Annotated in this window: 17 protein-coding genes and 1 riboswitch; of the genes, 5 read left to right on the top strand and 12 right to left on the bottom strand. The window is 72.0% G+C overall.

From position 1 onward, the window contains the following. Entirely contained in the window at positions 1-594 is a 594-nt protein-coding gene (locus tag ACZ7G3_RS29965) for a uridine kinase family protein (RefSeq protein WP_470929312.1), read from the top strand. Between the two features lie 456 nt (positions 595-1,050). Next, complete coding sequence (locus tag ACZ7G3_RS29960) at positions 1,051-2,916, top strand: AAA family ATPase (protein WP_470929244.1); 1,866 nt, start codon at positions 1,051-1,053, stop codon at positions 2,914-2,916. A gap of 159 nt (positions 2,917-3,075) precedes the next feature. Here the strand turns inward: ACZ7G3_RS29960 and ACZ7G3_RS29955 are convergent, their stop codons facing one another. The 9 genes from ACZ7G3_RS29955 to ACZ7G3_RS29915 all read right to left on the bottom strand — a co-directional run bounded on the left by ACZ7G3_RS29955 (position 3,076) and on the right by ACZ7G3_RS29915 (position 10,451). After that, complete coding sequence (locus ACZ7G3_RS29955) at positions 3,076-4,113, bottom strand: hemolysin family protein (protein ID WP_470929242.1); 1,038 nt, start codon at positions 4,111-4,113, stop codon at positions 3,076-3,078. Then, positions 4,110-5,435, bottom strand: coding sequence for a hemolysin family protein (locus tag ACZ7G3_RS29950; RefSeq protein ID WP_426600440.1), 1,326 nt, complete (start codon positions 5,433-5,435; stop codon positions 4,110-4,112). The genes ACZ7G3_RS29955 and ACZ7G3_RS29950 overlap by 4 nt, the downstream gene beginning before the upstream one ends. A gap of 204 nt (positions 5,436-5,639) precedes the next feature. Further along, positions 5,640-6,119: a PH domain-containing protein gene (locus tag ACZ7G3_RS29945; RefSeq protein ID WP_470929238.1), complete on the bottom strand. Its 480-nt coding sequence runs from the start codon at positions 6,117-6,119 to the stop codon at positions 5,640-5,642. A 27-nt stretch (positions 6,120-6,146) separates the two neighbouring features. After that, positions 6,147-7,022, bottom strand: a complete 876-nt coding sequence (gene hisG, locus ACZ7G3_RS29940; RefSeq protein WP_470929235.1) for an ATP phosphoribosyltransferase — start codon at positions 7,020-7,022, stop codon at positions 6,147-6,149. Positions 7,023-7,071: 49 nt separating this feature from the next. After that, on the bottom strand, positions 7,072-7,344 hold the full coding sequence (locus ACZ7G3_RS29935; protein WP_030951748.1) for a phosphoribosyl-ATP diphosphatase: 273 nt from the start codon (positions 7,342-7,344) through the stop codon (positions 7,072-7,074). A gap of 34 nt (positions 7,345-7,378) precedes the next feature. Next, positions 7,379-7,864: a 6,7-dimethyl-8-ribityllumazine synthase gene (gene ribH / locus ACZ7G3_RS29930; RefSeq protein WP_398132049.1), complete on the bottom strand. Its 486-nt coding sequence runs from the start codon at positions 7,862-7,864 to the stop codon at positions 7,379-7,381. A gap of 57 nt (positions 7,865-7,921) precedes the next feature. Then, positions 7,922-9,211 carry a bifunctional 3,4-dihydroxy-2-butanone-4-phosphate synthase/GTP cyclohydrolase II gene (locus ACZ7G3_RS29925; RefSeq protein ID WP_470929233.1) on the bottom strand — a complete coding sequence of 430 codons (1,290 nt, stop codon included), beginning with the start codon at positions 9,209-9,211 and terminating at the stop codon, positions 7,922-7,924. Further along, positions 9,208-9,852: a nicotinamide mononucleotide transporter family protein gene (locus tag ACZ7G3_RS29920; RefSeq protein ID WP_100046377.1), complete on the bottom strand. Its 645-nt coding sequence runs from the start codon at positions 9,850-9,852 to the stop codon at positions 9,208-9,210. Before ACZ7G3_RS29920 ends, ACZ7G3_RS29925 begins: the two co-directional genes overlap by 4 nt. After that, positions 9,849-10,451 carry a riboflavin synthase gene (locus ACZ7G3_RS29915; protein ID WP_470929231.1) on the bottom strand — a complete coding sequence of 201 codons (603 nt, stop codon included), beginning with the start codon at positions 10,449-10,451 and terminating at the stop codon, positions 9,849-9,851. Before ACZ7G3_RS29915 ends, ACZ7G3_RS29920 begins: the two co-directional genes overlap by 4 nt. A gap of 149 nt (positions 10,452-10,600) precedes the next feature. Further along, positions 10,601-10,731, bottom strand: a riboswitch (FMN riboswitch). Positions 10,732-10,946: 215 nt separating this feature from the next. On the opposite strand from ACZ7G3_RS29915, the gene ACZ7G3_RS29910 reads away from it, so the two are divergent. Next, the gene (locus tag ACZ7G3_RS29910; RefSeq protein WP_470929229.1) at positions 10,947-13,316 is read left to right on the top strand and encodes a chitinase C-terminal domain-containing protein; all 2,370 of its coding nucleotides are present in this window, start codon (positions 10,947-10,949) and stop codon (positions 13,314-13,316) included. A 131-nt stretch (positions 13,317-13,447) separates the two neighbouring features. Here ACZ7G3_RS29910 and ACZ7G3_RS29905 read toward each other — a convergent pair whose 3' ends face one another. Then, positions 13,448-14,665: an ROK family transcriptional regulator gene (locus tag ACZ7G3_RS29905; RefSeq protein ID WP_470929227.1), complete on the bottom strand. Its 1,218-nt coding sequence runs from the start codon at positions 14,663-14,665 to the stop codon at positions 13,448-13,450. A gap of 164 nt (positions 14,666-14,829) precedes the next feature. Between ACZ7G3_RS29905 and ACZ7G3_RS29900 the strand changes: the two genes are divergently transcribed. After that, the gene (locus tag ACZ7G3_RS29900) at positions 14,830-16,041 is read left to right on the top strand and encodes an MFS transporter (RefSeq protein ID WP_426600448.1); all 1,212 of its coding nucleotides are present in this window, start codon (positions 14,830-14,832) and stop codon (positions 16,039-16,041) included. Here ACZ7G3_RS29900 and ACZ7G3_RS29895 read toward each other — a convergent pair. Next, positions 16,001-16,459: an acyl-CoA thioesterase gene (locus tag ACZ7G3_RS29895; RefSeq protein ID WP_470929225.1), complete on the bottom strand. Its 459-nt coding sequence runs from the start codon at positions 16,457-16,459 to the stop codon at positions 16,001-16,003. The two genes, ACZ7G3_RS29900 and ACZ7G3_RS29895, sit on opposite strands and share 41 nt — an antisense overlap. A 184-nt stretch (positions 16,460-16,643) precedes the next feature. Here ACZ7G3_RS29895 and ACZ7G3_RS29890 point away from each other — a divergent pair, with 184 nt between their 5' ends. Further along, a complete protein-coding gene (locus ACZ7G3_RS29890) occupies positions 16,644-18,059 on the top strand; it encodes a uracil-xanthine permease family protein (protein WP_426600450.1) in 1,416 nt (471 codons plus the stop codon). On the opposite strand, the gene ACZ7G3_RS29885 is transcribed toward ACZ7G3_RS29890, so the two are convergent. Then, positions 18,041-19,198 carry a glycoside hydrolase family 6 protein gene (locus tag ACZ7G3_RS29885; RefSeq protein ID WP_470929310.1) on the bottom strand — a complete coding sequence of 386 codons (1,158 nt, stop codon included), beginning with the start codon at positions 19,196-19,198 and terminating at the stop codon, positions 18,041-18,043. The genes ACZ7G3_RS29890 and ACZ7G3_RS29885 overlap by 19 nt on opposite strands. Positions 19,199-19,298: the final 100 nt, after the last annotated feature.

The following is a 19,298-nucleotide window of genomic DNA, read 5'->3' as shown; positions in this document are numbered from 1 at the left end:
ATCGACGCCCTCGCAGCCCGGCTCCGCCGGCTTCCTCCCTCCTGCGGGCCCGTGCGCCTGATCGGCGTCGACGGGCACGCAGGCTCCGGCAAGTCCACGTTCGCCGGCCGGCTGGCCACCGAGCTGGGTGGCGCGCCGGTGCTGCACCTCGACGACATCGCCAGCCACGGCGAACTGTTCGACTGGACGGGGCGGCTGCTGAGCCAGGTGATCGAGCCCCTGCGGCGCGGCGACACCGCGCGGTACGCCCCCTACGACTGGCGCGCCCGGTCCTTCGGAGCACCCCGCCCACTGCCGCCGGCCCCGGTGGTCCTGCTGGAGGGGGTGGGCGCCGGCCGCGAGGCGCTGCGTCCGCACCTGGCCCAGCTGCTCTGGATGGAGCTCCCGCGCGAGGAGGCGTGGGCACGCGGACGGGCGCGCGACGGAGCGGAGCAGTGGGCGTTCTGGGACGGGTGGATCCCGGCGGAGCGCCGGCACTTCGCCGACGACCCCTCGCGCCCCTACGCGCACCTTCTGGTACGGCAGGGAGAGGAGGGGTACGAGGTACTCCCGGGACCCGCGGGAACCGCCTCCTCCGCCCACTTCCTCACGTAGGGTGACGGACCCTCCGCAATGTGCTGAACTCGTGAAGATCACTCCCCGACAGCCGGCCGGAGTGCCTCAACTCCGCTTGACCCGGGGGCCGTACAGGTCTTACGTTCTGAATGTGCGGCCGTGCGAAGCCGCCGACAGACGCGAAGCCCCCGGTTGTTCCCCCGTGATCGGGGGCTTCGTTCTGCCCTGAGCGCGTTTTCCTGCTGCTCCGTGACGCGATCCGCTCACTTTCGGTGACCGTCCCGCGTGTGCCCCGCTGCCCCCACCTCGCGGAACAGCCCGCCCCGGCACCCTTCGGAGGACAGACCGCCGCGGGTACGATGCCCTCGGTGCGACCTACGGGCGGTTGCCGCGCGCACCTTGCAACTCCGGTCCACGGCAAAGCCGTTGACCGAGGCGGTCGGCGGGCGACGGCTCGCCGGCATACCGACGGGGGCACGGTACGTGGGGGACGGGATGAATTTCGGCGCGCAGGGCCCGCAGGCCCCGGCCGACCTCGCCTGGCTGCGCGGCGTGGACGCCTACACCATGGGGGCCTATCCGCAGGCGGAGGAGGAGTTCCGGGCCGCGGTACGCATCGATCCGGCGATGGCCGACGGCTGGCTGGGGCTGCACGCGCTGCGCGTCGACACCACCAGCGCGCTGCTCAGGATGTTCCGGCACCGGGAGCGCTTCGGCGAGCAGCGCGCCCGCCACCGCCGCACGCTCAACTCCTGGTACTGGCTGGGCTGGTGGGTACAGCCGGTACTGGAGAGTCCCCGCGATCTGCTGCTGGCGCACGCCTCCCACTGGCTGGACGGCCGCCACGTGCCCGAACTGGACCGGGCGCTGGCCGGACTGCCGCCCGTGGACACCGACGCCCAGGTCCGTTTCCTGCACGCCTGCCGCGCCTACCTGGTCAAGGACTGGGAACAGCTCGTCCGGCACACCGACCCGCTGCTCGGCGATCCCCTGCTGGGCATCGAGGCCGGCCTGTTCAGCGGCATGGCCCGGGTACGCCTGGAGATGTACGGACAGGCCGAGCCGCTGCTGTCGGCGGCCCTCATGCGGTGCCGCAGCGAGCAGCCGCAGCGCAAGGAACTGCGGTACTGGCTGGCGCGGGCACACGAGGGAACGGGGCGCAGCGCCGCAGCGCTGCCGCTGTACCGGGCCGTGCACCGCGTCGACCCGGCCTTCATGGACACCTCGGCCCGGTTGGCGGCGATCGCCGAGAGCGACGGGTACGACGACTCCACCGACCTCGCGGGGCTCACGCAGGCCGGGACGGGAGTGGACGGCCTGGACGGCGCCGACGGACTCGACCCTCTGTTCGGCGCCGAGGAGCGCGGCCTCAAGCTGTCCGCCCCCGAGCCCCCGCTGACCACCCCGCTGCCCTCGCTGACCGGACCGCCGGTGCGCGAGAGGGCGGGCAGGCCGGACCCGTCCCTGCCCACCGGGCCCACCGACCCCGCGTTACTGGAGGAGGCACTCGCCGAGCTGGAGCGCATGGTGGGGCTGGATCCGGTGAAGCGGCAGGTCAAGGCCTTGTCCGCGCAGCTGAACATGGCGCGGTTGCGGGCCGGTCAGGGCCTGCCGGTCCAGCCGCCCAAACGGCACTTCGTCTTCTCCGGCCCCTCCGGCACCGGCAAGACCACCGTGGCCCGCATCCTGGGCCGCGTCTTCTACGCCCTCGGTCTGCTCGGCGGCGACCACCTCGTGGAGGCGCAGCGGGCCGACCTGGTCGGCGAGTACCTGGGCCAGACCGCCGTGAAGGCCAACGAACTGATCGACTCCGCACTCGGCGGCGTCCTCTTCGTCGACGAGGCGTACTCCCTGTCCAACTCCGGTTACGGCAAGGGCGACGCGTACGGCGACGAGGCACTCCAGGTGCTGCTGAAGCGGGCCGAGGACAACCGCGACCACCTGGTGGTGATCCTGGCCGGCTACCCGGAGGGCATGGACCGGCTGCTGGCCGCCAACCCGGGGCTGTCCTCCCGCTTCACCACACGGGTCGACTTCCCGTCGTACCGGCCGCTGGAGCTCACCGCGATCGGTGAGGTCCTCGCGGCCGAGAACGGGGACGCGTGGGACGAGGAGGCGCGCGACGAACTGCGCTCGATCGCCGGGCACGTGGTGGACCAGGGGTGGATCGACGAGCTGGGGAACGGTCGGTTCCTGCGGACGCTGTACGAGAAGAGCTGTGCGTACAGGGATCTGCGGTTGTCCGTGTGTCCCGGGGTGCTGACCCGGGACGACCTGGCGACGTTGCGGTTGCCGGATCTGATGCAGGCGTACGGCGAGGTGCTGTCGGGGAGGGGGCCACAGGACCCTGCGGGCTTGTGAGGCGCCGGCGTTCGAGGCCGGCGCCCCGGAGGGTCCGCTCGCCGCGCCGGCGGGTGGGCGCGGCCGGGGTCAGGGGGTGTCGTTCGGATCTTGCCGGGGTCGCGGGGTCCGATTGCAAGGCGCCGCTTCCCGGAGCCGACCTGATCCAAACGACACCCCCTACGTCGCCAGCGTCACCTCTCTGTGGGCCGGGTCCTTCACCTCGCCCACCAGCAGCTCCAGTACGTCCTCCAGGGCGACCAGTCCCAGCACCTTTCCGGACGCGTCCGCGACCTGGGCCAGGTGGGTCGCTGCCCGGCGCATCACGGTGAGGGCGTCGGAGAGCGGGAGTTCAGGGCGCAGAGTCGTCATCGGGCGCCAGAGGTGCTGCGGGACGGCCCGGTCGGATTCCTCCAGGTCGAGGACGTCCTTGACGTGGAGGTACCCCATGAACGCCCCCTCCCCCGCCGCGACCGGGAAGCGCGAGTACCCGGTGCGGGCCGTGAGCCCGACGACCTCGCCCGGTGTGGCCGAGGGGCTGACCGTGATCAGGGACTCACGCCCGAGGAGCACGTCGGTGACCGGGCGGGAGCCCAGTTCCAGGGCGTCCTCCAGGCGTTCCTGCTCCTCCGGGTCGAGCAGACCCGCCTGACCGGCGTCCTCCACCAGCCGGTTGAGCTGCTCGCTGGTGAAGACGGCCTCCACCTCGTCCTTGGGTTCGACGTGGAACAGCCGCAGGACGCCCTGGGCGCAGGCGCCGAGCGCGGCGGTGACCGGCCTGCAGAGGCGGGCGAAGGCGACCAGACCGGGGCTCAGCCACAGCGCGGCCTTCTCGGGGGCGGCCATCGCGAGGTTCTTCGGGACCATCTCGCCGATGACGAGGTGGCAGAAGACCACGGCGGCCAGCGCGATCACGTAGCCGAGGGGGTGGATGACGCCGTGCGGCAGGTGCATCCACGCGAAGACCGGCTCCAGCAGACGGGCGACCGTCGGCTCGGCGACCGCGCCGAGCGTCAGCGAGCAGACGGTGATGCCGAACTGGGCCGCGGCCATCATCTGCGGAAGCCGCTCCAGTCCGTACAGCACCTGCCGGGCCCGGGCGGTGCCGAGCGGTTCGATCTGGCTGCGGCGCACCGAGACGAGTGCGAACTCGGCGCCGACGAAGAAGCCGTTGGCCAGCACGAGCAGCGCGGCGAAGAGGAGTTGCAGGACGCTCATCGGGTGGCCTCCGGCACGGGCGCCGTCCGCACCAGGCGTATGCGCTCGGCGCGGTAGTGGCCGACCTGGCGGACGGAGAGCCGCCAGCCGGGCAGTTCCGCCCGGTCGCCGACGGCGGGGATGCGGCCGAGCAGGTCGGCGACGAGCCCGGCGACGGTCTCGTACGGCCCCTCGGGCGTCCGGAGGCCGATGCGCAGCAGGGCGTCGACGCGGCAGCTGCCGTCGACGTCCCAGGCGGGCCTGCCCTCCTCGGGCGGGGCGGGGGCCAGTTCGGGAAGGTCCAGGCCGTCGTGCTCGTCGCGGACCTCGCCGACGATCTCCTCGACGATGTCCTCCAGGGTGACGACGCCCGCCGTGCCGCCGTACTCGTCGACGACGACCGCGATGGGCTGCTCGCTGCGCAGGCGGGTGAGCAGCGGCCGGACGGGCAGTGTCTCGGGGACGAGCAGTGCCGGACGGGCGATCCGGCCGGCGGAGGTCCGCAGCCGGTCGTGCGCGGGGACCGCGAGGGCGTCCTTGAGGTGGACGATGCCGACGATCTCGTCGATCTTCTCCCGGTAGACGGGGAAGCGGGACAGGCCGGTGGCGCGGGTCAGGTTGACGACGTCCTGGGCGGTGGCCGAGGAGTGCAGTGCGCTGACCTTCACGCGCGGGGTCATGACGTGCTGCGCGGTCAGCCCGCCCAGCGACAGGGTCCGCACGAAGAGGTCGGCGGTGTCCTGTTCCAGGGCGCCGGCCCGGGCGGAGTGCCGGGCCAGAAAGACCAGTTCGCCGGGGGTGCGGGCGGAGGCCAGTTCTTCGGTGGGTTCGATGCCGAGAGCGCGGACGAGGCGGTTGGCCACGGCGTTCAGCGCGGCGATCACCGGGTGGAACAGCCGGGCGAAGGCGTGCTGCGGGCCCGCGACGAAGCGCGCGACCTGCAGGGGCCTGGACACCGCCCAGTTCTTGGGCACGAGCTCGCCGATCACCATCTGCACCGCCGAGGCCAGCAGCATGCCCACGACGACACAGACCCCGGGGACCGCGCCGTCGGGGATGCCGGTCGCCGTGAACGGGCCGTCCAGGAGCTGGGCGAGCGCCGGTTCGGCGAGCATGCCGACCACGAGGGAGGTGATGGTGATGCCGAGCTGGGTGCCGGAGAGCTGGAAGGACAGCTCCTTGAGGGACTCGACGACCCGGCGGGCACGCCGGTCGCCGTCGGCGGCGGCCCGCTCGGCGTCCGGCCGTTCGACGGTCACCAGACCGAACTCGGCGGCGACGAAGAACCCGTTGGCGAGAATCAGCAGGAACGCGGCTGCCAGGAGCAGCAGGGGGAGGGTCATGATGCCGCCGCCTGCGGGGTGTCACGGCAGGGGGCGGCGCAGGTACTGCAGGACGGTCCGTCCATCGCCGGAGGGAGTCACTCCTCGGGTAGCGGGAACCCCCGCGCACCGGGCGGAGCGACGGGGGCGAGGACGCGACGACCGCGTCCTCGTTCCCAGATTAATCACCAGGAGGGTGCCCGCGGCAGGGTCGCCGCACCCGCGTCAGGCGCGGGGCGCCTCGGGGGCGGCGGCGGAACGGGCCTCGACGAGCGCGCGCAGAGCGCGCGCGTCCTGGATGGCGCGCTTCCGGGCGATGCCCGGCTGGATCCCGAGCGCGGGCAGGCTGGTGCCGTCACTGAGGTCCAGGAAGGCCCAGGGGTCGCCCTGCCGGAGGTTGACCCGGAGAACCTCGGCCCAGGCGAGGCGCCGCTTGGTGGTGAGGTTGACGACGGTGACGCCCGCCTCGTCGGCGGTGACCCGGGGCCGGGCCAGCAGGAGCAGGACCCCGGCGAGGAGGAGGGCCGTCAGCACGAAGCTGAGGCGCTCCCCCGTGCCGAGGCCGCCCAACAGCATCCCGACCGCCGAGATGGTCACGAACGTGCCGGCGGCGAGGACGGACAGGACCACCCGGGTGCGGCCCGGCCGGAAGGTCACGGGCAGTGCGGGCAGGTCCGGTGTGGCGTCCGGCGTGGTGTCGGGCATGGCGTCGCTCCGGGTCGTGCTCAGAGATCAGAGACGGCAGGCGTGGATGGCGGTGGTCAGGATGGCCCGCGCGCCGATCTCGTACAGATCGTCCATGATCCGCTGGGCCTCCTTGGCCGGGACCATCGCCCGGACGGCGACCCAGCCCTCGTTGTGCAGCGGGGAGACGGTCGGGGACTCCAGGCCGGGCGTGAGCGCGACGGCCTTCTCCAACTGCTCCACACGGCAGTCGTAGTCCATCATCACGTACGTCCGGGCCACCAGGACACCCTGGAGGCGGCGCAGGAACTGCTGCACCTTGGGTTCCTCCGCGTCCGCGCCGGAGCTGGGGGCACCCCCGGACGAAGTCTGGGGGAGGATCACGATGGCCTCGGACTTCATGATGGGCTCGCCGAAGACCTCCAGGCCCGCGTTGCGCAGGGAGGTCCCGGTCTCGACGACGTCCGCGATGACCTCGGCGACGCCGAGCTCGATGGCGGTCTCGACGGCGCCGTCGAGGTGGACGACGGAGGCGTCGACGCCCCGGTCGGCCAGGTGCGCCGCGACGATGCCCTCGTAGGAGGTGGCGACGGTCCGGCCCTCCAGGTCCTCGATGCCGTTCGCGGTGCCCGGCTTGGCGGCGAAGCGGAAGGTGGAGCGGGCGAAGCCGAGCGGGAGGATCTCCTCGGCGTCGGCGCCGGAGTCGATCAGCAGGTCGCGGCCGGTGATGCCGATGTCGAGCTTGCCGGAGGAGACGTAGATCGCGATGTCGCGGGGGCGGAGGTAGAAGAACTCGACCTCGTTCGTCGGGTCGACGATCCGCAGTTCCTTGGACTCGCGGCGCTGCTGGTAGCCGGCCTCATGCAGCATCTCCCCCGCGGGGCCTGACAGGGAACCCTTGTTGGGGACGGCGATGCGCAGCATGAGGTCGGCTTCCTTTGTGTGAAGGGGTGAAGAAAAGGGGGGCTGGGCTTTACAGGTGGGCGTAGACGTCGTCCAGGGAGATCCCGCGGGCGACCATCATCACCTGGACGTGGTACAGCAGCTGGGAGATCTCCTCGGCCGCCGCCTCCTTGCCCTCGTACTCGGCGGCCATCCAGACCTCGGCGGCCTCCTCGACGACCTTCTTGCCGATGGCATGGACGCCCTTGTCGACCAGCTCGGCGGTGCGGGAGGTGGCGGGGTCGCCGTTGGCGGCCTTGTGCTGGAGCTCGGTGAAGAGCTCCTCGAAAGTCTTCTTGGACATGATGGCGCCCACTTTACGCGTAGTGCCGGGCGGGCTAACGCCACGGTTCGGATACCGAGCGGAGCGTGGCCGCCGTGGCGACGGCCGCGGTCACCGCCTCGTGGCCCTTGTCCTCGCTGGAACCCTCGATGCCGGCCCGGTCCAGGGCCTGCTCCTCGGTGTCGCAGGTGAGCACGCCGAAGCCGATGGGGACACCGGTGTCGACCGAGACCTGGGTGAGGCCCTGGGTCACTCCCTGGCACACGTAGTCGAAGTGGGGGGTGCCGCCGCGGATGACGACACCGAGGGCGACGATCGCGTCGTAGCCGCGGCCCGCGAGGACCTTGGCGACCACCGGGAGCTCGAAGCTGCCGGGGACCCGGAGCAGGGTCGGCTCGTCGATGCCCAGCTCGTGCAGGGCGCGCAGGGCGCCGTCCACGAGTCCGTCCATCACCTTGTCGTGCCACTGTGCCGCGATGACGGCGACCCTCAGGTCCCCCACGTTGCGTACGGACAGCTCCGGTGCACCCTTGCCGCTCACGTCTCTCCTCGGATCCCTTGCCTACGGGGTTTGCTGGGTTTGCTGGGTCTACTGCGTCTACTGGTTGCCGCAGGTGGACACGGGCGTCGCGTCCAGCCAGGGCAGGTCGTGTCCCATCCGGTCCCGCTTGGTGCGCAGGTAGCGGAGGTTGTGCTCGCCGGCCTGGACGGGCATCGGCTCGCGGCCGGTGACCTGGATGCCGTGCCGTTCGAGGGCGTCGCTCTTGTCCGGGTTGTTGGTCATCAGGCGGACGCCGCGGACGCCGAGGTCGGCGAGGATCTGCGCGCCGGCGCCGTAGTCGCGGGCGTCGGCGGGCAGGCCGAGTTCCAGGTTGGCGTCGAGGGTGTCCCGGCCGCGCTCCTGCAGTTCGTAGGCGCGCAGCTTGGACATCAGGCCGATGCCGCGTCCCTCGTGGCCGCGCAGGTAGACCACGACTCCGCGGCCCTCGGCCTGGATGCGGTCCAGGGAGGCGTCGAGCTGGGGGCCGCAGTCGCAGCGCTGGGAGCCGAAGACGTCTCCGGTGAGGCACTCGGAGTGGATGCGGACCAGAACGCCGGTGCCGTCGCCGATCTCGCCGTGCACGAGGGCGACGTGTTCGACGCCGTCGACGGTGGAGCGGTAGCCGTAGGCCGTGAACTCGCCGTGCCGGGTGGGCAGGTGGACCTCGGCCTCGCGGCGGACGGTGGGTTCGGCGGAGCGGCGGTAGGCGATCAGGTCCTCGATGGAGATGATCGTCAGGCCGTGCTTGCGGGCGAACGGGATCAGCTCGGGCAGGCGGAGCATGCGCCCGTCCTCGCCGGCGATCTCGACGATGGCGCCGGCCGGGCGCAGCCCCGCGAGGCGGGCGAGGTCGACGGCGGCCTCGGTGTGGCCGTTGCGCACGAGCACGCCGCCGGAGCGGGCGCGCAGCGGGAAGACGTGGCCGGGCCGGACCAGGTCGGCGGGCTCGGCGGCACCGCTCGCGAGGAGCTGCAGGGTGGTGGCCCGGTCGGAGGCGGAGATACCGGTGCTCACACCGTGAGCGGCGGTGGCGTCGACGGAGACCGTGAACGCGGTCTTCATCGACTCGGTGTTGTCGCCGACCATCTGCGGGAGCTGGAGGCGGTCCAGCTCGTCGCCCTCCATGGGGGCGCAGATCAGGCCGCGGCACTCGCTCATCATGAAGGCGACGATCTCCTCGGTCGCCTTCTCGGCGGCGACGACGAGGTCGCCCTCGTTCTCGCGGTTCTCGTCGTCGACGACGACGACCGGGCGTCCGGCGGCGATGTCCGCGATCGCCTGCTCGACGGGGTCGAGGCCGAGGTCGTCGACGCCGTCGGTGCTGTAGAGGATCGGTGCCGTGCTCATGCCGGCGCTCCTTCCGGGACGGGCCGCGCCGCGGTGCGGGAGCGCAGCCACCAGTCGCGCAGGCCCCACAGGACGAGCGCGCCGTAGATGACGTAGACGAAGCCGGAGAAGGCGAAGCCGTTGGCGAAGTTCAGCGGGACGCCGACCAGGTCGACCAGCAGCCAGGCGAACCAGAACTCGACCATGCCGCGGGCTTGGGCGTACATGGCGACGACGGTGCCGACGAAGATGTACGCGTCCGGCCAGGGGTCCCAGGACAGGGTGGGGAAGGCGGTGAACAGGCCGCCGACCGCGAGGGTGCCGACGGCGGCCGCGGCGAGCAGGGCGCCGCGCTCGCGCCAGGTGGCGAACCGGACGGCGATCGAGCCGTCCTGCGTCTGCTGCCGGCCGCGGTTCCACTGCCAGAAGCCCCAGGCGGCGACGATCATGACGACGATCTGCTTGCCCGCGCTGCCGGAGAGGTGGGCGGTGGCGAAGGCGGTGAAGAGGATGAGCCCGGAGACGAACTGCACGGGCCAGGTCCAGATCGAACGCCGCCAGCCGAGCGCGAGACCGAGCAGACCGATCACGTTGCCGATCATGTCCGACCACTTGATGTGCTGGTCGAAGAGCGTGAACGCCTCGGAGTTGAGCCAGTTCACCGGGTGCCCCCCTGGGTGCCGAGCAGCCGCTCGACGTACTTGGCGATGACGTCCACCTCGAGGTTGACCGGGTCGCCGGGCTGCTTGAGGCCGAGCGTGGTCAGGGCGAGGGTGGTGGGGATGAGGCTGACGGTGAAGAAGTCCGGTCCCGCGTCGACGACGGTGAGGCTGATGCCGTCGACGGTGATGGAGCCCTTCTCCACGACGTAGCGGGCGAGGTCGGCGGGGAGGGAGATCTTGACGATCTCCCAGTGCTCGGAGGGCTTGCGCTCCAGGATCTCGCCGGTGCCGTCGACGTGGCCCTGCACGATGTGCCCGCCGAGGCGGGCGCCGACGGCGGTGGGGCGCTCCAGGTTGACGCGGGAGCCGGTGGTGAGGGCGCCGAGGCTGGAGCGGTTCAGGGTCTCGGCCATCACGTCCGCGGTGAACTCGTCACCCTCGTGGTCGACGACCGTGAGGCAGACGCCGTTGACGGCGATGGAGTCGCCGTGCCGTGCCCCTTCGGTGACCACGGGGCCGCGCACGCGGAAGCGACAGGCGTCGTCGAGGGTCTCGACGGCGGTGATCTCGCCCAGCTCTTCGACGATTCCGGTGAACACTTCCCGGGTCCTCCTGCCTCTTCGGGCACGGACTCCGGGGCTGTCGAGAACGACAGAGATCGCGAGCGAGGGCACCGGGAGCGACGCCGGACGGGCCCACCCGTGACGGGCGGGCCCAGAGATCGGCGGCGCGCACGTGTGCTCGCCCGCGGCGCACTGCCTCCCATCCGGACTTTAACCGTCGGTCCAGGAATTTCACCTGGTCAACCGGTCGCTGGAGGCGACCGGGTCGCGGACTGTAACCGCCGGTTCGGACTTTCACCGACCCCGGAGTGCGCTGCTTCTGGTACACGGCCAGTGTGCCACGACTGATCCCGGTCCATGCGGACGGAGTGTGTGGAGTGGCTCACAGAGTGCTCACTCCCGGGCCCGGTCGCGCCATGGCCGCCCCCAACCGGGGTACCGTCCCTCCGCGTTGAGATTGGTCCATACCTATTGACTCACTGGTCTAGTCCTCTCTAGGGTCTGCGCAACTTCCGTGGAGAGGAACCGACTGTGCCTTCCCCGTCACGCTCCAGAACCCGCCACAGAGCGGGACCGGCCCTGTTCGCGGCGGCCGCCGCCGTCGCCGGCCTCCTGCTGGCCGGCCTCCCGGCGACCGCGTCACAGGCCGCCGGCCAGGAGACCTGTCGTCCCGACGGGCTCTACCGGACCCCGGGCGTCGATGTCCCCTACTGCTCGGCCTACGACTCGGCGGGCCGGGAGAAGATGGGCGCGGACCACCCGCGCCGGGTGATCGGCTACTTCACGGGCTGGCGCACCGGCAAGGACGGCAAGCCGGCGTATCTGGCCTCGGACATCCCGTGGGACAAGATCACCCACATCAACTACGCCTTCGCGCACGTGGACGGCGGCAACAAGCTCTCCGTCGGCCCGGACAGCGCGAAGAACCCCGCGACCGGCATGACGTGGCCGGGGGTCGAGGGCGCCGAGATGGACCCGGGCCTCCCCTACAAGGGTCACTTCAACCAGCTGAACAAGTTCAAGAAGCAGCACCCGGACGTCAAGACGATGATCTCGGTGGGCGGCTGGGCCGAGACCGGCGGCTACTTCGCCGACGACGGCACGCGCGTGGACTCGGGCGGCTTCTACTCGATGGCCACCAACGCCGACGGCTCGGTCAACCAGGCCGGCATCGACACCTTCGCCGACTCGGCGGTCGACTTCGTGCGGAAGTACGGCTTCAACGGCGTCGACATCGACTACGAGTACCCGACGACGATGAAGGACGCGGGCAACCCGCTCGACTGGTCCTTCGCGAACGGCCGCCGGGCCGGGCTGGTCAAGGGCTACGCGGCCCTGATGAAGACGCTGCGCGAGAGGCTCGACCGCGCGGGCGCCGCGGACGGCAGGCACTACCTCCTCTCCGTCGCCGCGCCCTCCTCCGGCTACCTGCTGCGCGGCATGGAGACCTTCCAGGTCCAGAAGTACCTGGACTACGTCAACATCATGTCCTACGACCTGCACGGCGCCTGGAACGAGCACGTCGGCCCGAACGCCTCCCTCTTCGACGACGGCAAGGACTCCGAACTCGCCGCCGCGAACGTCTACGGCAGCGCCCAGTACGGCGGCATCGGCTACCTCAACACCGACTGGGCCTACCACTACTTCCGCGGCTCCATGCCGGCCGGCCGCATCAACATCGGCCTGCCGTACTACACCCGCGGCCACAAGAACGTCCAGGGCGGAACCGACGGCCTGTGGGGCAGGGCGTCCGCCTCCTCCTGCCCGGCGGGCTCCGGCCTGACCAAGTGCGGTGACGGCGCCGTCGGCATCGACAACCTCTGGCACGACCTCGATACCAACGGCAAGGAGTCCCCGGCGGGCTCCAACCCGATGTGGCACGCCAAGAACCTCGAGAAGGGCATCGTCGGCGACTACGTCACCGACTACGGCTTCCCGGCGGACACGAAGCTGACGGGCACCTATGCCCGCAAGTACGACCCCACGCTGGTCGCGCCCTGGCTGTGGAACGCCGAGAAGAAGGTCTTCCTCTCCACCGAGGACGAGCAGTCGGTCGGGGCCAAGGCCGACTACGTGGTGGACCGCGGCATCGGCGGCACCATGATCTGGGAGCTGGCCGGCGACTACGACTGGAACGCCGCCAAGGGCCAGTACGAGACGGGCGACACGCTCACCTCGCTGATGTACGACACGTTCAAGTCGGCCGCGCCGTACGGCGCGAAGAAGTCGAACGCGGACCTGCCGACGGAGGCCGTGGACGTGGACGTGGAGTTCACGGACTTCAAGCTGGGTGACTCCAACTACCCGATCACTCCCAGGCTGCGGATCACGAACAACACGAAGACCGCGCTGCCGGGCGGCACCGAGTTCCAGTTCGACTACGCGACCTCGGCCCCGGGGAACGCCTCCGACCAGTCCGGTTTCGGCACCAAGGTCATCAGCAGCGACCACACGGGCGGCAACGCGGGCGGCCTGAAGGGCGACTTCCACCGGGTGTCGCTGAAGCTGCCGGCGTGGCAGTCGCTGGCGCCGGGCGCGACCGTAGACCTGTCGTTCAACTACTACCTGCCGGTGTCGACCCCGTCGAACTGGACGGTGACGATCGGCGGCAAGGCGTACGCCCTGGCCGGCGACCTCGCCCGGGGCACGACCGTGGTGGACCCGGGAACGCAGACACCGACCCCCACGCCGACGCCCACGGAGACCCCCGGTCCGAGCCCGAGTCCGACGGACGGCGCCGGGCAGTGCGCGGCCCCGGCCTGGGAAGCGGCCGCGGCGTACGGCGCCGGCGTCACGGTCTCCCACGAGGGGCACTCGTGGAAGTCCAAGTGGTGGACGAAGGGCGAGGAGCCCGGCACCACCGGTGAGTGGGGCGTCTGGCAGGACCTCGGCGCCTGCTGACCCCGACGAGACCGGCCCGGCGGCGGTGACGAAGGCCCTTGCCCGCCGCCGGGCCACCCAAGGTGCCGGCCCGTACCACCCCAGAGGCACCACCGCCACCGCCACGGAAGTGGCGTCGAGCGCCCCGCCGGCTACCGCTCCGGCGGGGCGAACAGCTCGTCCTGGGCACGGTCGCGGGCGGTCAGCAGTGCCCCGCGCAGTACGGCACCGCCGCCCAGCGTGCTGGGCCGCACCTCGGTGGCCAGCGGTGACATCCGGGTGAGGCGGTGCTGGACGCGGGCGGCGAGCGTGTCGGCGCCGGCCCGGCCCACCTCGCCGGCCAGCACCAGGCAGCCGGGGTCCAGGACGGAGACGACGGCGGCGGCCCCGAGGGCGATCCGGTCGGCGAGCTCGTCGAGGAACCGCTCCGCGGCCGGATCCGGGGCCGGGTGCCGGCCCCGGGACGTATCCGCCCGGCGTACCGCCTCCCGCACCAGCGCGGCGGCGTGCGGCTCGGGCCCCTCGGGCACTGCCGTCACCCCGTGCCGCGCCGCCAGGGCGGTCACCGCCGCCGCACCGGCCACGGAATGGAAGCCGCCGTCGCAGTCGGTGGCCGACGGCAGGCCCGGAGTGCCCGGCACCGGCAGGAAGCCGATCTCGCCCGCGCCGCCGGAGACACCCCGCCGCAGCGTGCCGTCGAGGACGACCGCGGCGCCGATGCCCAGGCCGAGCCAGAGCAGGACGAACGTGTCCCGGCCCCGGGCCGCCCCGTCGCGCTGCTCGGCCAGGGCGGCGAGGTTGGTCTCGTTCTCGACGCCGATCCGCGCCTCGGGGAACTTCTCCTGCAACGCGGCCACCAGCCGGCGGTGCCACTCGGGCAGCCCGGTGGAGTCGCGCAGCTCACCACTGGCCGGGTCGATCAGGCCGGGCGCGCCGATGCCGACGCTGTGCAGCCGGTCGGCCCCGGCCTCCTTCGCCGCGCGCTCGACCAGGCCCACCGCCTGTTCCACCGCGGGGCCCGTCCCGGTGTCGTCACCGATCGGCACGGACGCCTCGGCGAGCACCCGGCCGAGCAGGTCGGACACCAGCACGGCGACGCCCTCGGTACGTACGTCCAGGGCGGCGAGGTGGGCGCGTCCGGCGACGATGCCGTACAGCTTGGCGTTCGGTCCCCGGCGCTGCTCGCCCGACTCTCCCGCCACCTCGACCAGACCGGAGGCGGTGAGGCGTTCGACGAGGTCGGCCACGGTGGGCCGGGACAGGCCGGTCAGTTGCTTCAGCTGCCCTGCCGTCAACGGGCCCTCCTGCTGGAGCAGGTGCAGGGCGAGCCGGTCGTTGATGGCCCGGGCGGTGCTCGGGGATGCGGGCATGCCGGGATCCTTCCAGATCGGCGGCGCGGGGGCCCGCGCCCATACTCCCTATCTATCAGGCAGGGTTCCTGATAGTTTACGCGGCGCGGTGGGCGCAGTGAGCGCGGTGAGCGCCGTGACGCCAGGCAGTCGAACCGGTGCAGACCCGACGGAGGGGCCAGAGAATGAGCGCAGTGGTCTACGAGCAACGCACGGTGAGGCGCGCCCGGTACGCCGTGGCGGCCGTGTTCGCCGTGCACGGCGCCGTCACCGGCTCGTTCGCGACACGCGTGCCGTGGATCCAGGACCATGCCGGGGTGAGCGCGGGCCAGTTGGGTCTGGCGCTCGCGTTCCCGGCGATCGGCGCGTCGGTCGCCATGCCGCTGGCCGGCAGCGTCAGCCACCGCTTCGGCGCCCGCACCGCGCTGCGCGGTCTGCTGGCCCTGTGGACGCTGGCGCTCGTCCTGCCCTCCCTCGCCCCGAACCTGCTCACCCTCTGCCTCGCCCTGTTCGTCTACGGCGCCACGGCGGGCATGTCGGACGTGGCGATGAACGCGCTCGGCGTCGAGGTCGAGAACCGGCTCGACAAGTCGATCATGTCCGGGCTGCACGGCATGTGGAGCGCGGGCGCCCTGATCGGCTCGGCGGCCGGCACGCTCGCCGCCCACCTGGGCTCGGACGCCCGGCTGCACCACGCCCTCGCCGCCGCGGTGCTGACCGTGGCGGGCCTGGTGGCCTGCACCTGGGTGCTGGATCTCCAGCCCGCCGAGGACGAGGACCCGCCCCCGAGGTTCGCGCTGCCGCCCAGGTCGGCGCTGCTGATCGGCGCGGTCGGGTTCTGCGCGGTGTTCGCGGAGGGTGCGAGCCTGGACTGGTCGGCGGTCTACCTCCGGGACCAGTTGGAGGCCTCGGCCGGTCTGGCGGCGGCGTGCACGACGGGCTTCACGCTCACCATGGCGCTGGCCCGGTTCGCCGGTGACAGGGTGGTGGACCGGTTCGGCGCGGTGCGCACGGTCCGGGTGAGCGGCGTGCTGGCCACCCTCGGCGGTCTGCTCATCGTCCTCGGGAGCCACCCGGCGGTGGCGATGACCGGCTTCGCGCTGATGGGCCTCGGCATAGCCGTCGTCATCCCGCTCTGCTTCGCCGCGGCCGGCCGTGCCGGCTCCAACCCCAGTCTGGCCATCGCGGGCGTCGCCACCATCACGTACACCTCCGGCCTGGTCGCCCCGAGCGCGATCGGCGGTCTGGCCCAGGCGACCAGCCTGGTGGTGTCGTTCGGTCTGGTGACGGTGCTGGCCTGCTGCCTGGTGGTGTTCGCGAAGGTGCTGCGCGCCGGGGACCGGGAGCGCCCGAAGATCAGTCCGTCGAGCGCAGCAGTGCCCGACCGGCAGTCCTGAAGGTGTCGCTCCACGGCGCCGGGCGCAGCGTCTCGGAGTCCAGCCGGACCAGCACCCGGGTGCCGTGGGCGTACGTGGTGGTGCCGTCCGCCGAGCAGAAGCGGAAGCCGTACGTCAGCCCGGTCGTGCCGAGCCGGTCCAGCCAGAGGTGGACGGCGTACGCGCCCGGCCGGGTGACCGGCGCCTCATAGGTGATCGTCAGTTCCCTGACCGCGTTGCAGGCGTCGCCGGCCGCCGCCCAGTCGCCCTCGAACCGGAAGCCGTGCTCGGTCCACAGCTCGGCCCAGGCCCGCTCGGCCAGCACCGGGTAGCGGGCGTTGTGCAGCAGGCCGAGCGCGTCCAGGTCGTCGAAGTGGACGGTGACCGGGACGAGCCGGCCGTAGGAGAGGGCGGGGGCGGCGGGGGCTTCGGCGGTCACGGGTGGGCTCCTGGTCCTGCTCGGCTGTGCTCACGTACGGCGGATCCCCTCCATCCTAAGCGGACGCTCAGCAGCTACGGCCGGGGGAAGGTGCTGGTCAGCGGGGGCGCGGGACGTGGGACCCTCCGGTACCCCTGACAATGGTCCGGACAGTCATCACGTACAGAGAAAGCGAAACCTCACCATGGACCTCGGCGTGCGCTGGAAGCTGCACGGTGACGGGCGCACGCCCGCACCCGGAGCGGTGGTCCGCCCCGACGAACGGCTCTCGTGGCCCCGCACGGCCGGGCTCGGCGCCCAGCACGTGGTGGCCATGTTCGGGGCGTCCTTCGTGGCTCCGGTCCTGATGGGCCTGGACCCCAACCTCGCGATCATGATGTCGGGCGTGGCGACCGTCATCTTCCTGCTCGCCACCCGCGGCCGGGTGCCCAGCTACCTCGGCTGCTCGCTCTCCTTCGTCGGCGTAGCCGCGGTGATCCGGGCGCAGGGCGGCACGAGCGCCACGGTGACCGGCGCGGTGCTGGTCGTCGGCGCCGCGCTGTTCCTGGTGGGTCTCGCCGTGCAGCGGTTCGGGGCACGGATCATCCACGCCGCGATGCCGCCGATCGTCACCGGCGCGGTGGTGATGCTGATCGGCTTCAACCTGGCCCCCGTCACCGCGTCCACCTACTGGCCGCAGGACCAGTGGACGGCGCTGCTGGTGATGCTGTTCACCGGTCTGGCCGTGGTGTGCCTGCGCGGTTTCTGGTCCCGGATCGCGATCTTCCTGGGGCTGGTCTTCGGTTACGTGCTCTCCTGGGTCCTCGACCAGGTCTTCGGCAAGATCCACTCGGTGGACGGCAGCGGCAAGCTCACCGACCACTGGCGGCTGGACTTCTCCGCGGTGGGCCAGGCCGACTGGATCGGCCTGCCGTCCTTCCACGGACCGAGCTTCGAGTGGTCGGCGATCCTGGTCGCCCTGCCGGTCGTCATCGCGCTGGTCGCGGAGAACGCCGGGCACGTCAAGGCGGTCGGTGAGATGACCGGCGACAACCTCGACGACAAGCTCGGCACGGCGATCTCCGCGGACGGCGTCGGCTCGATGCTGTCCACCGCGGTCGGCGGCCCGCCGAACACGACGTACTCCGAGAACATCGGTGTGATGGCCGCGACCCGGGTCTACTCGACGGCCGCCTACTGGGCCGCCGCGGGCTTCGCCCTCCTCTTCGGCCTCTGCCCGAAGTTCGGCGCGGTCGTGGCAGCGATCCCCGGCGGTGTGCTGGGCGGCATCACGGTCATCCTCTACGGCATGATCGGGCTGCTCGGCGCGCAGATCTGGATCAACGCCAAGGTGGACCTGCGCAATCCGCTGAACCTGGTGCCGGCCGCCGCGGGCATCATCATCGGCGTCGGCAACGTCAGCATGGAGTTCACCGACACCTTCTCCCTCAGCGGCATCGCGCTCGGCACCGTCGTCGTCATCACCGGCTACCACGCCCTGCGGGTCTTCGCCCCGGCCCACCTCAAGACGCAGGCGCCGCTGCTGGACGAGGGCACGTCGTCGTACGACGAGCAGGTCGAGGAGGACGGTGACGACGGAGTTCAGCGCGCCAAGTCGTAGGCGTAGGACGGCGTGAACGTGCCCGGCTTCCCCTTGCAGCCGTCCGACTCCCCGGGCAGCTTGACCCACAGGTAGGCGTCGATGCGCCCCATGCCGGTGCTCAGGGTCGGTGCGCGGCCGAGCGTGCGGCCCGCCGGGTCGCACCACTCGCCGTCGGCGGGGGCGCCGTTGCCGTTGCGGCTGGTGTCGATGACGGCGCCCAGGCTCGCGGGGCCGCCGAGGGCGTCGAGGACCGCGCGGTCGTAGGCGACCTCGTCGGCGGTGACGTGGAAGTTGGAGACGTTGCTGAAGATGCCGTCGGAGGAGTCTGTCGAGGCGGCGCCGGCCTGCCTCAGCCAGCCCGCCTGCTTGGCGGGCGCGTGCCAGCCGGAGTGGCCCGCGTCGTAGTAGACCCGGGCGTTGGGGTTGGCGTCCTTCAGGACCCGGCCGGCGCGGGCCAGGGAGGCGAAGCGGTCGGCGCGCTCACCGGCGGACATGCACTCCGCCTGGGCCACCGAGTCGGGCTCCAGGACGACGATGACGTCACCGGAGCCGAGCCCGGCGGCGAAGCGGTCGATCCAGTCGTCGTACGCGTCGAGGTCGGGCGCCCCGCCCTGGGAATGGCCGCCGCAGTCCCGGTCGGGTATCGCGTACGGCACCACCACGGGCACCCGGCCCGCCTCGGCAGCGCCCGAGGTGACGGCGCGGACCCGGGAGGTGATCGTCCCGGGCGTGTAGTCGGCGAACCACACGGCGGCCGGGTGATCGGCGATGCGGGACTGGATGAGGTCCTGGCGCGGGTCGTCGGGGTGGGCCCGGACCCAGTCGAGGACCTGGGACTCGGGGTGCCGGTAGAGCCGGGTCGGGCCCGGGGCCGTCCGGGGCTCCTTCTTCTCGGTCTTCCCGGACTTCTCGGACGTATCGGGCTTCTTCGTCGGCGAAGGGCCGGGACTCGCCTTCTTCACCGGGGCGGAGGCCGAGGCGGACGCGGACGGTGTCGCCGACGACGGGGACGGTTGGACGGGCAGGGACTGCAGCCGCGGCGACCACGTCACTTCCGGACGGGCCTCGTCCGCACTGCCGCCGTCCTCGTCGCCGAACGCGGACAGCATGCCGGTCGCGGTGCCCACCGCGACCACGACGGACGCCGCCGCGACCATCGCGCTGCGGCGGGCGGCACGCCTGCGCTCGGCCCTGCGAGCGGCCAGGCGCCGGGCACGAAGGCCTGACACGTGTGGTTCCCCCTCCCCCGCACGGCGG

It is taken from the genome of Streptomyces sp. NPDC037271 (assembly GCF_055603605.1).
This window is presented reverse-complemented; position numbering and strand designations above follow the sequence as displayed.